This window comes from Paenarthrobacter sp. R1 (assembly GCF_030264015.1).
Taxonomy (GTDB): Bacteria; Actinomycetota; Actinomycetes; order Actinomycetales; family Micrococcaceae; genus Arthrobacter; species Arthrobacter ureafaciens.
The window spans coordinates 2,181,349-2,194,532 of sequence record NZ_CP127115.1 but is presented as its reverse complement, the minus strand read 5'-3'; the positions used below and the strand labels follow the sequence as shown (position 1 = coordinate 2,194,532).

Here is a 13,184-nt window from a genome sequence, read left to right as displayed (position 1 = left end):
CGTCGAGCATTAACCCGTGCCGTGGGAAGATTGGGCGGTGGCCCATGTTGACGTTTCCGGCATCGACTACTTCCTCTCCGACGGCACCCAGCTCCTGAACGGCGTGACCTTCAAGGTCCCTGATGGCACCAAAACGGCCCTGATCGGTCCCAACGGAACCGGCAAAACGACGCTCTTCAAGATCATCTCCGGCGATCTCACTCCCGACGAGGGCGTGGTGGGACGCTCCGGAAACATGGGCATCATGCGCCAGTTTGTGGGACAGGTGCGCGACGAGTCCACCGTCCGCGACCTCCTTGTCTCCACGGCCCAACCCAACCTCGCCGCAGCTGCCAAAGCGGTTGAGGAAGCCGAACTGGCGATGATGGAGCGGGACGACGAGCCCACCCAGATGAAGTACGCGCAGGCCATTGTGGATTGGGGCGACGCCGGTGGTTACGACGTCGAGACCGTGTGGGACGAAGTTTGCATGGCTGCTTTGGGGATCTCCTTCGACAAAGCACAGTTCCGCCGCGCCTCAACACTGTCCGGCGGCGAGCAGAAGCGGCTGGTGCTGGAGGCGTTGTTCGCCGGACCGGATGAACTCCTGCTGCTTGACGAACCGGACAACTACCTGGACGTTCCGGGGAAGCGCTGGCTTGAGTCCAAGCTCAACGAATCCAAGAAGACTGTGCTCTTCATCAGCCACGACCGCGAGCTGCTCAACAACGCTGCCGGACGCATTGTGACGCTGGAACCAGGCATCAACGGTGCCAGCGCGTGGATCCACGGCGGCGGTTTCGCCTCCTACGTGGAAGCCCGGGCCGATCGGAACGCCCGGTTCGAAGAACTGCGCAAGCGGTGGGACGAGGAGCACGTCAAGCTCAAGGAACTCGTCAACATGTACAAGAACAAGGCTGCCTTCCGCTCGGATATGGCCAATCGCTACCAGGCTGCGCAGACGCGCCTGGCCAAGTTCCTTGAGGCCGGACCACCGGAAGCGTTGCCCATTGAGCAGAATGTGCGGATGCGGCTGAAAGGTGGACGAACCGCCAAACGTGCAGTGGTTGCGGAGAACCTGGAGTTGACCGGCCTCATGAAGCCGTTCTCCACGGAGATCTGGTTTGGCGATCGTGTCGGCGTGCTTGGCTCCAACGGATCAGGCAAGAGCCATTTCCTTCGTTTGCTTGCCACCGGCGGCACCGACCCGGAGCGCGAGCATTTGCCGGTGTCCGACGTCGTCATCGCCGAAGTCCCGCACGAGGGGACCGTGAAGCTGGGCGCCCGCATCCGCCCCGGGTTCTTCGCACAAACGCATGTCCGGCCGGACCTCCTGGGCCGCACCCTGCTGGAGATCCTGCACCGTGGCGACGAGCACCGTTCGGGACTGCCCCGCGAAGCAGCCGCCGGTGCGCTTGATTCCTACGGCTTGGCCGGCCAGTCCGAACAAAAGTATGAGTCGCTCTCCGGTGGCCAGCAGGCACGGTTCCAGATCCTGCTGCTGCAACTCTCCGGGGCTACCCTACTGCTCCTCGACGAGCCGACCGACAACTTGGACCTGCACTCGGGCGAGGCCCTCGAGCGGGCTATTGACGCTTTCGAGGGAACTGTCCTGGCCGTGACCCACGACCGGTGGTTCGCGAAGTCGTTCGACCGCTTCCTGGTGTTCGGGTCCGATGGCAAGGTGTACGAATCCGAGGAACCGGTCTGGGACGAGAAGCGCGTGGACCGCGCCCGCTAGTCCGTTTCCTCTCCCACATCCCACCCCCTTTTGACCGATGCTCTTGCAGATACTGCGAGAGCATCGGCGGTTGAGGGGCGGGATGTGAGAGGAGGATGGTGGGAACGTGTCGGGATGTGATAGAGCAACGGTGAGCAAATGATCACACCTGGTGATCATTTGCTCAAGAGCTGATAGCCTGAAGACATGGGAACAGCCGACCGCCACCGCTTAATCGGTGAATTGCTGCGAACCCGCGAGGCTGTGACAGTCGATGAGCTGATGGCCGAATGCGGTGCTTCCGGTGCCACCATCCGGCGCGACTTGGAGATCCTCGCCGCCAACGGAGTGCTTAAGCGCGTCCACGGAGGCGCGCGGAGCCTCCTCTTCAAGGGCGATAACCCCGGCTACGGCCAGCGGGAGTTGGAAGACCACCAGGGCAAAGTCAGGATCGCGGCAGCCGTGGACGCCCTGCTCCAGGACCGCGAACACGTCTGGTTGGACAGCGGTTCGACGGCAACGGAAATTGCCCGCAGCATCGGAAAGCGCCAACTGACCGTCATGCCCATGTCCCTGCACAGTGTGGATGCTTTGGCAGGGGGACGTCCTGAGCTGATCCTGCCCGGAGGACGGCTGGTCCCCGGCGAGCTCTCCTTCCGCGGACCCATGGCTGAAGCCAACGTGCGGTCACTGCGTTTTGATACGGCCGTCATCACGCCGTGCGCGTTCAACCTCAAAGACGGACTCCTTGCCCACGACCTCGATGATGCGGCAGTGAAGCGGGCCGGCCTGGAATCAGCGTCGAGGGTGATAGTGGCAGGCTCCGGCAGCAAATGGAGGGCCAGCGCCCTTGCCTTGGTGGCTGCGATGGACGCAGCCGACGTACTGGTTACCGATGTGGAACCGGCCCCCGAAGATCTTTCCTTGCTCGACGAACTCTCTGTGGAAGTTGTGATTGCATGACTACCAGCACCCGAACCGTCCCCAACGTGAACGCGGCCGCAATAGCCACGTTCTTCGTCTTCGGCATGAACGGGCTGGTCTTTGCCAGTTGGGCTGCCCGCATTCCCGCCGTTACCGAAGCGCTCAGCCTCACGTCCGGACAGATGGGCAGCCTCCTGCTCTGCACCGCGGTGGGCTCCCTCCTGGCGCTGCCAACGGCGGGCTGGGTCGTAGGACGGATCGGGACCGCCAACACGGTCCGGACGGCCGGGGCGGTGGCAGCGGCAGCCGGGGTAGGGATCGCCGTTGCCCTCATGGCGGCCTCTGTTCCCGTGATGGCCGTCTCGCTGTTCTTCTTCGGCATTGGCATCGGCCTGTGGGACGTCGCCCAAAACATCGAGGGCGCCGACGTCGAACACCGGCTCAGGCGCACCATCATGCCGCAGTTCCATGCCGCCTTCAGCGGCGGCGCGTTCGTTGGCGCGCTCATCGGTGCGGGCCTTTCACACCTTGGCGTGGGCCTGCCTGAGCATCTGCTGGTCATTGCAGGCATCGCATTGGTACTGGCGCTGACGGCGCCGCGCTACTTCCTGCCGCACGCGCCAGTTGTTGAAGTGTCCGACGGCGGCACTGACGTCAAGCGCGGACCTTCTGCCTGGCGGGACGGCAGGACGCTGCTCATCGGCGTCGTGGTCCTGGGGGCGACCCTGACGGAAGGCGCGGGCAACGACTGGATTGCCAAGGCAGCGGTCGATGGCCTGGGAACGTCGGAAGGGGGAGGCGCCCTGCTCTTTGCCCTGTTCGTTGCCGGCATGACCCTCATGCGTTTCCTCGGTGGCAAGGTGATCGACAAGTTCGGTCGGGTGGCCGTACTCCGGGCAAGCATGGCTGCCGCTGCGGTCGGCTTGGTCCTGTTCGTCCTGGCGGACAATGTGGTTCTGGCTGGAGCCGGCGCAACCCTTTGGGGCGTCGGAGCCGCCCTGGCCTTCCCCATGGGGATGTCCGCTGCCGCCGACGACCGCAAACATGCTGCAGCCAGGGTTTCCGTGGTGTCGACTATCGGGTACGTAGCTTTCCTTGCGGGTCCTCCCCTGCTGGGTTACCTGGGCGACCACACAGGTATCCACAATGCGCTCCTGGCCATTGGAGCACCTATTCTGGTTGCCCTTCTGCTGGCTGGCGTCGCGAAGCCCTTGCCTGCCACACAGGAGAAGTAGCCGCAGATAGATTCTCCTGGATGCATATCTTCATGAAAGGGACCCACAGCAGCAGCGTCACGCCCACTCCCACGCATGCACCACCAAGGACATCGCTGAGCCAGTGGGCGGAGAGATAGGTTCGGCTGGCCATCGTGACGAGGATTCCCGCGATGGCCAGAAGCTTGAACCACAGCTTGCCTGTGAGCAGTACGAGGGTCATGAGAAAGACGGCCGTTGCGGATACATGCCCTGAAGGGTATGAACCAGTGTCCGTCAGGACCTTTGCGCCTTCAGGACGATCGCGCCCAACCACTGCTTTGGCAAGCTGGGTCACTCCCAACGCAATCAACGCCGCGAGGGCGGAGAAGAGGGCCATCTTCGGCCTGCGCCAGAGGAGCAACACCGCCACCAAGAGGACTTCCAGAATGAGCACGCCCACATAACCGAGCCAGTTCAGGAAGGCATTGACCTGGTCCCAGAACGGCGAATGAAGCGTAAAGATCAAGGCCTGCCACTGGGTGTCTACCCCGTTGAACGCCGGTTCGCCCTGCCCGGCGAGGATCAAAAGTCCGGGCACGAGGAATGCCGTCAACAACAGCGCGGCAGGTGCGACGAGCAGCGAGCTTGGCCGGTGGCGGGGTTCCAATATGCGTGGCATGCCTTCATGGTAGCCAGAGCTTCCTGGGCATTCGGGGGAAGGGACCTCCGCCGAACTCCGGAGCGGGGCGATACTGTGGGTTGATGCGAGGCTTCCCGGGCATAGGTCCCCACAACGTGACGAAATTCGATCACTTCCTCGTGCGGGCCGTATCCCGCCAGCGCCAGGGCAACCACGACGACTTCTTCCGTTACCTGTCCGCTGCCGCCACCAAGGGCAAGCTGTGGTTCGGCATCGCGGGGGTCATGGCGACCGTTCCGGGCAGGCCGCGCCGGGCCGCGCTGCACGGTTTGCTCGCCTTGGGCGTCGCGTCCGCCGTCACGAACCTGGTTTTCAAGACCGTCCTGCCGCGCACCAGGCCCTCGCCCGATCACCTTCCTGTTTTCAGGTTCGTGAATCCTCAGCCCACCAGCTCATCGATGCCGTCGGGACATTCCGCCTCGGCAGTGGCCTTCGCGGTGGGAGCCGGGATCGTTTCACCGGCAATCGGCCTCGCTTTGGCTCCCGTGGCTGCCGGTGTGGCCTACTCGAGGGTCCACACGGGCGCCCATTGGCCCTCGGATGTTGTCTTCGGTTCGGCCCTCGGCGCCGGAGCCGCCTTATTGACGCGCAAGTGGTGGCCGGCCCGTCCGCCGGAGCCTACGCCCCGGCGGACTCCAGCGGACGTACCGGCAATCGCCGACGGCGACGGGCTGGTGATCGCCGTCAACGCCATGGGAGGGTCTTATACGCCAGAGACCGGCGAGCTGCTCAAGAAACTATTCCCCAAGGCGCATATACACGAGATCGCTGAGGGAGAAGACGTCGAGGCAGCTGTCCGCACTGTGGCGTCAAGACCCGAGGCCGTCGCCCTGGGGGTATGGGGCGGTGACGGAACGGTAGGCACTGCGGCGGCTGCCGCCGTCGAACATTCCCTTCCACTACTGGTCCTGCCGGGCGGAACGCTCAACCACTTTGCCCGCGACCTGGGCAGCAACTCCATGGACGATGCCGTGGAAGCGCTCACCAAGGGCTGGGGCGCCTCTGTGGACCTGGGCTGGGTGGTGGTGCAGCGCGGTCTGCCGGAGATGCCGGAAACCATCGAGCTGGCCATGCTCAATACGGCCAGCGTGGGTGTTTACCCCAACCTGGTGAGACGGCGTGAACGTTTGCAGCCGGCACTCGGTAAGCCGCTGGCGAGCCTGGTGGCATCGCTGCGGACCTTCGCGGTGAACTCCCCCACCACGCTCAGAGTCGACGGCGTCAGGCACAAGCTGTGGATCATGTACATGGGCCGTGGACGCTACTACCCCGCCGACCATGCGCCCATTCGCCGCCCGGTGCTGGACGACGGCGTCCTGGACTTGCGGATGATTTCGGCGGACGAGCCGTTCGCCCGTGCCCGGTTGCTGTGGGCAGTGGTGACCGGCACTGTAGCCTCCTCCAAGGTGACGCACCTGTCCGAGGCCGGCAGCATCACGATTGAGGCCGCGGACCAGCCCCTGGCCCTGGCCGTCGACGGTGAGGCGAAGGCGAACGTCCGGAGTGCCGAATTCTCGATCCGGACAGGCGGACTGCGCGTGTACTCGCCGCTTCCCCCGGTGGGATAACCGGCCGGATATCCGGGCGGATATCCGGGCGGGTCATCCGGTAGGACTACCCTGACCGGACCCTGAATCATCCCTGGGACAGGCGATTTCCTTCTCTTCCCTGACTAGCGTTTAAGTACATTCACAACTCATCTGCACGTACACGTGTCTAGGGAGGGAACGCTTCCATGATCGAAGCAAAAGGCCTGACGAAGGTCTACGGCGAAAAAACAGCCGTAGGTGGCGTCAGTTTTACGGTCCAGGCCGGCCGGGTAACGGGCTTCCTCGGCCCGAACGGTGCCGGCAAGTCCACCACAATGCGCATGATTATGGGACTGGACACGCCCACGTCCGGCTCCGTGACCGTGAACGGCGTGCCATTCGAAAAGCATGTGGCTCCCCTGCGTGAGATTGGCGCCCTGCTGGATGCCAAGGCAGTCCACACCAGCCGCACTGCTTACAACCACCTGCTCGCCATGGCAGCAACCCACAGCATCCCCAAGAGCCGTGTGCGTGAAGTGATTGAGATGACCGGCCTGGGCGATGTTGCCAAGAAGAAGGTCAAGGGATTCTCGCTCGGCATGGGACAACGCCTGGGCATCGCCGCTGCGCTGTTGGGTGATCCCCAGACGATCATCCTGGACGAGCCGGTGAACGGCTTGGATCCCGAAGGCGTTGTGTGGGTCAGGAACCTGGTCAAGTACCTGGCGTCCGAGGGCCGCACGGTCTTCCTGTCCAGCCACCTCATGAGCGAAATGGCACTCACGGCAGACCACCTGATAGTGATCGGCCGCGGCAAGATCATCGCCGATGCACCCATCGCTGACATCATCACCGGCAAGGGCCAGGTCCGCACCCGCGTCCGCACCGATCAGCCTGAACACCTCATGCAGCTGCTGGCCGGGCAAGGCGTTTCGGTGGAGGTCCACGAACGCGAGCTTCTGGAGGTCAGTGGACTTGATCCACGCGCCATCGCACGCACCGCGTTGGACAACCAGGTCATGGTCTACGAACTCACGCCTCTCCAAGCGAGCCTCGAGGAGGCCTACATGGAGCTGACCAAGGACGAGGTGGAGTACCACTCGCACATCAACACCGGGACGTCGGTTCCCGCTTCGGCCGGAGGGAAGAACTAGTGAGCACCGCAATCACGGACAGCAAACCCACACGCACCCCGGTGGGCCCAGGACCGGCTTTCCACCGGGTTCTGAACTCCGAATTCATCAAATTCCGCACTCTGCTTTCGACCCTCATCCTCCTGGCCTCCACGGCTGTGGTCATGGTCGGCTTCGCGGCCTTGGCTGCATGGGGAACAGGACAGTTCGCCGACCAGGCAGCCCGCGATCCTGAAGCGGCCGCCGCGATGGCAGCCCAGGGCGGAGACCTGGCCGTCAGCATTCCGACGTCCGGAATCTCGTTCGCCCAGCTCATCCTTGGCTCCCTGGGCGTGCTGCTCATGAGCTCGGAATTCACCACCGGCATGGCACGTTCCACCTTCGCCGCCGTGCCCAAGCGCCTCTCCCCGTTCCTGGCGAAGCTCATTGTGGTGGTGGTGAGCGCGTTCCTTCTGACCGCTGTTGCCACGTACGTAGCAGGGCTCGTTTCATTGCCGATCGTGGATAACTACAACCTCAAGCTGGACCTTGGCAGCTCGCAGTCCATCAAGCTCCTGCTGGTGAACAGCATCTATGTGGCCGCCGTGGCTGCGATCGGCATGGCCCTGGGAACGATCGTCCGGAACTCGGCCGGTGGCATCATGAGCCTCGTCGGCCTGTTGTTCGTGGCTCCCATCGCATTCCAGCTCATCCCCGGCGATTTCTTCAAGGAAGCCAACAAGTACCTCCCCACCAGCACCATCAACCCGATGACCGCCGTCGAGCACGTCCCGGACACGCTGGAAGCGTGGCAGGCCGCGCTGGTGCTGACCGCCTGGGTTATTGTGCCGGTGGCAATTGCCATGGTTCTGCTCAAGAAGCGGGACGTCTAGGGCGTTTAGGCTCTCTTCATGATCGAAGTCCCACAAAGGAAGGACGCGTTGGCCGGTCCGGCTGACGCGTCCTTCGCGGAAATCACCCAGCGCCGCCGCGGACGCGTGCGGCGCTATTTCTACGAGCACCCGCTGGCCATGGATGCCGTGGTGGTCTCTTGCTATGTGCTTCTGGCGCTGCCCACCATCATCTCTTCGGTCATCGAGGGCAAGTGGCTGGTCACGTCATTCCTTTTGCTCATCGCCCTGGCACTGTGGTTCCGGCGGCAGAGCCCGATTCATGTGGCGGCCGCCGTTGCCCTCCTGGAAATCGCCGCTACCATCCTCAACCCTTGGGGATCGAACGTCTCGGCGGGTCTTTGGTTCGCCCTTTACGCCGTAGCATCCGCCAGAAAGCGTCCCGTTGCCTTCGTGGTGCTGGGCGCGGCCAGCCTCCCCCTGAGCTTGCTCTATCTCTTCATGTGGACTAGCCCCAGCAACATGGACACGCTCCGGGAGGTTCCGGAGAACTTCCACCTCATCAACAACATCGCCACGGCCGTGACCATCATGCTGTCCAACCTCCTGGCCACGGGAATCGGCATTTCGGTCCGGGAGCGCCGGGAGCATGAGGCAGAGATCGCCGCCTGGGTGGCTCGCACGACCCAGCTGGGCAAGGTCACCGAGCGCAACAGGATCGCCCGCGAGATGCACGACGTCGTGGCACACTCGCTCACGGTCATGGTGAGCCTTTCCGACGGTGCGGCAGTGGTAGTGAAGAAGGATCCCGAACGCGCCGGCGAGGTGCTTGGTGAACTATCCAGGACGGGGCGGAACGCCTTGGCTGACATGCGCAGGGTATTGGGCGTCCTAAGGGACGATTCCGGCCGTCCGGCGCCGCTCACACCGTTGGAATCGGGACACAACCTTTCCAAGCTGCTGGATGGATTCCGGACGGCAGGGCTTCCGCTTCACTATGCTCATACGGGACCCGCGCTCCCGGCCGATCCTGCGTTCGAACTGACGGTCTATCGGATTGTCCAGGAATCGCTGACCAACGTCCTGAGGTACGGAAGGTCGCTGAGCCGGGTGGACGTGCAGGTGGCGCGCAACGGCGACCTGGTCACCATCGACGTGCTCGACGACGGCCGCGGAACCAGGGACGGCAACGGGAAGGGAAGCCTGGGCACCGGCCAAGGAATTGCAGGCATGCGGGAGCGGGCCGGAATCTACGCCGGAAAAATCGGGGCCGGACCTGGCAGGAACGGCGGCTGGGCGGTACACGCCGAGCTGAACTGGAACGGCGACAAGGGGGAGTAATGAGGGACTACGAACTGACAGGTCAAGGGACCATCAAGATCCTGTTGGTGGATGACCAACCACTTCTGAGGATGGGCTTTCGGCTGATCCTTGAGGGCGAAGATGACCTGACGGTGGTGGGCGAAGCATCGGATGGCGCAGAGGCCGTCCGCCTGGTGGAAGAGCTGCAGCCGGACGTCGTCCTCATGGACGTCCGTATGCCCGCCATGGACGGCATCGAAGCCACCCGACGCATATCGGCCGCGGGTGCTGATGCGAGGGTCATCATTCTTACCACCTTCGACCTCGATGAATATGCTTTCTCCGGTCTGCAGGCCGGGGCGTCCGCCTTCCTCCTGAAGGACGTTGCTCCCGCTGAGCTGGTCCACGCGGTTCGGGTGGTGGCCAGCGGGGACGCAGTGGTGGCACCGAGGATCACCCAACGTCTGCTGGAGACTTACGTCCGCGGGGGACACACGCCAGGGATCACGCCGGCCCGCCGTGACCCTCTGCTGGATGAACTGACTCCGCGCGAAACGGAGATCCTCACCACCATCGCCGAAGGCCTGTCCAACGCCGAGATTGCCCACAAATTCTTCTTGTCCGAGGCAACAGTGAAGACCCACGTGCGCCGTATCCTGAGCAAGCTGCAGTTGCGGGACCGCGTGCAGGTGGTGGTCTACGCCTACGAAACCGGACTCGTGGTGCCCAGCAACCCGGACTACTGATCCGGATAGACTCGGGAGCATGCCTACGAACGCCTCCGCAGCAGAGCACATCAAGGACCTTGGCGAGTACGTTTCGGCGTCGCCGTCGAGCTTCCATGCCGTCGATGAAGCGGCCCGCCGCTTAGATGCAGCCGGCTTTACGGGGCTGAATGAGCTGGAGCCGTGGTCCGGGGGCGCGGGCGGCTATTACGTCATCCGGGACGGCGCCCTGATTGCTTGGGTATCGCCGGAGAACGCAGGTCCCGCCACGGGGTTCAACATCCTTGGCGCCCACACCGATTCCCCGTCCTTCAAGCTCAAGCCGAAGCCCACAACGGGGAAGTTCGGTTGGCTGCAGGCGGGCGTGGAGGTCTACGGCGGCCCGCTGCTCAATTCCTGGCTGGACCGGGAACTGCAGCTTGCCGGCCGCCTGGTGATGCGTGACGGTACCCAGCACCTGACGGCCACTGGCCCCCTCCTGCGGTTCCCGCAGCTCGCCATCCATCTGGACCGGGCAGTCAACGAAGGCCTGACGTTGTCCAAACAGCAGCACATGAACCCGATTTTCGGGCTGGGAGATCCCGCAGGGGAGGATCTTTTGGGCCTGCTCGCCTCGCGCGTGAAGGACGCCTCGGTGGATGCTGCGGAGATCGGCGGGTACGACGTCGTCGTGGCAGACACGCAAGCGCCCGCGGTTTTCGGGGTCAATAGTGAGTTCTTCGCCTCCGGACGCTTGGACAACCTGTCGTCGACCCATGCGGGTTTGGTGGCGCTCATCGCCCACGCGGGGTCGGCGCCTGCCGACGGACCCATCGCAGTCCTTGCCGCCTTCGACCATGAGGAAATCGGCTCCAACTCCCGCTCCGGTGCTTGCGGACCGATCCTGGAGGACATCCTCGCCCGGATCTCAGACGGTTTCGGGGCTTCGGTGAGCCAGCGGCGGCAGGCGTTGTCGGCGTCGTTCTGTGTTTCTGCCGATGCCGGCCACGCTGTCCACCCGAACTACGCCGAGCGCCATGACCCCGCCAACCGTCCGCTGCTCAACCGGGGCCCGTTGCTGAAGATCAATGCCAACCAGCGCTACGCAACAGATGCCACAGGCGCAGCTTTTTGGGCCCGGTTGTGCGCAGAGTCGGGTGTTCCGTACCAGGAGTTTGTTTCCAACAACGACATCCCCTGCGGTTCCACCATTGGTCCGTTGACGGCCACGCGCCTCGGCATCCGCACGGTTGATGTCGGAGTTCCGCTGCTTTCGATGCACTCCGCGCGTGAGCTGTGTGGCGTGGAGGATCCCTACTCCTTGGCCAGGGTGACGGACCTGTTCTTCGCCACGGCCATGTGACCCCCGCCACGGCCCAAAGCCTCAAGGGGTCGTTTCAGGACGGTTTCAAAAGTTCTCAATAAGAAACATTTGATGCTTTAAGCGATACATTTTGTGCATACTCCCGGTTTGGCTGACGTCAAAATGTTTGTCTGCACAGCATCAGCCCCGGTATGGGGTGGCTAGTGTGGGAAAGCCAAGTGGCCCTCTGCACATCTCCGTGGGCCTTCCAAGTACTCACAGGACGGCGACGTTCCATGCACGCTGACCAACAACTTTCCAAATCGCTTAAGCCCCGGCACCTGTCCATGATCGCCATTGCGGGCGTCATCGGCGCAGGCCTCTTCGTGGGCTCGGGCGCAGCTATCCAACAGGCGGGACCAGGAATCCTCGTGGCCTACCTCGCCGCGGGCCTGGTAGTCATCCTGGTGATGCGCATGCTGGGCGAAATGGCTGCAGCCAATCCGGAGACCGGCTCGTTCTCCACCTATGCCGACAAAGCGCTTGGCCGATGGGCCGGGTTCAGCATCGGTTGGCTCTACGCCTGGTTCTGGATCATCGTGCTGGGCATCGAAGCCACTGCCGGTGCCGCCATCATGCACCGCTGGGTGCCCGGCGTCGATCAGTGGATCTGGGCCCTGATACTCATGGTGCTCCTCACCCTCACCAACCTCGGTTCAGTGAAGTCCTACGGTGAGTTCGAGTTCTGGTTCGCGTCCATCAAAGTCGCGGCAATCGTCATCTTCCTGCTTGCAGGAATCGTCGCCATCCTCGGTTTCATGCCGGGCGTTCCTGCACCGGGAGTGACCAACCTCCTGGACCAGGGCGGCTTCATGCCCAGTGGGCCGGGCGCGGTCCTCGCCGGCATCCTCGTGGTCGTCTTCTCCTTCTTTGGCGCGGAGATCGCAACCATTGCTGCCGGGGAATCCGAGAATCCGGTGGACGCCGTCAAGAAGGCCGTGAAGTCCACCGTGTGGCGCATCCTGATCTTCTACATCGGCTCCATCGCCATTGTGGTCACCTTGCTCCCGTGGAACAGCGCCTCCGTTGCCAAGAGCCCGTACGTTGCAGTGATCGAGCTCTATGGCATCCCGGGAGCCGGCACCATCATGGACATTGTTGTCCTTACTTCGGTGCTTTCCTGCCTCAACTCGGGCCTCTACACCGCCAGCCGCATGCTGTTCTCGCTGTCCCGCCGCGGAGATGCTCCGAAGTCCTGGACGCGTATTTCCAAGCGCGGTGTGCCTGCGGCGGCCGTCCTGGCCTCCACAGTGGTTGGATTCATCACTGTGGGACTGAACTACATCGCCCCGGACACGGTGTTCCTGTTCCTCGTCAACACCTCCGGTGCCATCGCACTGTTCGTGTGGTTGGTCATTGCAGCCTCCCAGCTGGTTCTCCGCCGCCGCATGGGCGCTGCGGCGAAGGACCTCCAGCTCAAGATGTGGTTCTTCCCGTACCTCACGTGGATTGCCATTGCGAGCATCGTGGCACTCATCATCGGCATGGTCATCCTGGAATCCACCCGCGAATCGCTGTTCCTGTCGCTGGCCTTGGCGGTAATCGTCGTAGGCATCGGCGTCTGGCGCTACCGCAAGGGCGGAGCTGCGCCCGCCCAAGCGACCAGTGGCGAAGAGGAGCCTGCAAGCGTCGGTGCCGGTCCGGCGTCGTAAGCGTCTGTTTTGCTGCGGGGCAGCTGCCGTCAATAACGACGGCGGCTGCCCCGTTCGCGTTAAAGCTTGGCAACTCACAGCCCAAAAAAGTAGTTGACATTGGACTCCCAGTTAGCATATTTTCATGTTTGTAAAATTACATAATTTTGCTA

General features: G+C 63.2%; 11 protein-coding genes. 10 read left to right on the top strand and 1 reads right to left on the bottom strand.

Going from position 1 to position 13,184, the window contains the following annotated elements:
- The first annotated feature begins 37 nt into the window (after positions 1–37).
- From QN084_RS10675 to QN084_RS10665, 3 genes are all read left to right on the top strand, one after another.
- On the top strand, positions 38–1,720 hold the full coding sequence (locus QN084_RS10675) for an ABC-F family ATP-binding cassette domain-containing protein (RefSeq protein ID WP_285751772.1): 1,683 nt from the start codon (positions 38–40) through the stop codon (positions 1,718–1,720).
- Positions 1,721–1,906: 186 nt separating this feature from the next.
- Positions 1,907–2,662, top strand: a complete 756-nt coding sequence (locus QN084_RS10670; protein WP_021473338.1) for a DeoR/GlpR family DNA-binding transcription regulator — start codon at positions 1,907–1,909, stop codon at positions 2,660–2,662.
- The gene (locus tag QN084_RS10665; protein WP_069696584.1) at positions 2,659–3,858 is read left to right on the top strand and encodes an MFS transporter; all 1,200 of its coding nucleotides are present in this window, start codon (positions 2,659–2,661) and stop codon (positions 3,856–3,858) included. Before QN084_RS10670 ends, QN084_RS10665 begins: the two co-directional genes overlap by 4 nt.
- Here QN084_RS10665 and QN084_RS10660 read toward each other — a convergent pair.
- Entirely contained in the window at positions 3,794–4,498 is a 705-nt protein-coding gene (locus QN084_RS10660; RefSeq protein WP_069696583.1) for a phosphatase PAP2 family protein, read from the bottom strand. The genes QN084_RS10665 and QN084_RS10660 overlap by 65 nt on opposite strands.
- A gap of 83 nt (positions 4,499–4,581) precedes the next feature.
- Between QN084_RS10660 and QN084_RS10655 the strand changes: the two genes are divergently transcribed.
- The 7 genes from QN084_RS10655 (at position 4,582) to QN084_RS10625 (ending at position 13,032) form a co-directional block, all read left to right on the top strand.
- On the top strand, positions 4,582–6,087 hold the full coding sequence (locus tag QN084_RS10655; RefSeq protein ID WP_021473335.1) for a bifunctional phosphatase PAP2/diacylglycerol kinase family protein: 1,506 nt from the start codon (positions 4,582–4,584) through the stop codon (positions 6,085–6,087).
- A gap of 167 nt (positions 6,088–6,254) precedes the next feature.
- Positions 6,255–7,202, top strand: coding sequence for an ABC transporter ATP-binding protein (locus QN084_RS10650; protein ID WP_021473334.1), 948 nt, complete (start codon positions 6,255–6,257; stop codon positions 7,200–7,202).
- Positions 7,202–8,053, top strand: coding sequence for an ABC transporter permease (locus QN084_RS10645; RefSeq protein ID WP_069696582.1), 852 nt, complete (start codon positions 7,202–7,204; stop codon positions 8,051–8,053). The genes QN084_RS10650 and QN084_RS10645 overlap by 1 nt, the downstream gene beginning before the upstream one ends.
- An 18-nt stretch (positions 8,054–8,071) precedes the next feature.
- Positions 8,072–9,352, top strand: a complete 1,281-nt coding sequence (locus tag QN084_RS10640) for a sensor histidine kinase (protein ID WP_021473332.1) — start codon at positions 8,072–8,074, stop codon at positions 9,350–9,352.
- Positions 9,352–10,059, top strand: coding sequence for a response regulator (locus tag QN084_RS10635; protein WP_021473331.1), 708 nt, complete (start codon positions 9,352–9,354; stop codon positions 10,057–10,059). The genes QN084_RS10640 and QN084_RS10635 overlap by 1 nt, the downstream gene beginning before the upstream one ends.
- A 19-nt stretch (positions 10,060–10,078) precedes the next feature.
- Positions 10,079–11,380: a M18 family aminopeptidase gene (locus QN084_RS10630; RefSeq protein WP_069696581.1), complete on the top strand. Its 1,302-nt coding sequence runs from the start codon at positions 10,079–10,081 to the stop codon at positions 11,378–11,380.
- A 236-nt stretch (positions 11,381–11,616) separates the two neighbouring features.
- Positions 11,617–13,032 carry an amino acid permease gene (locus QN084_RS10625; protein ID WP_021473329.1) on the top strand — a complete coding sequence of 472 codons (1,416 nt, stop codon included), beginning with the start codon at positions 11,617–11,619 and terminating at the stop codon, positions 13,030–13,032.
- Positions 13,033–13,184 lie beyond the last annotated feature (152 nt).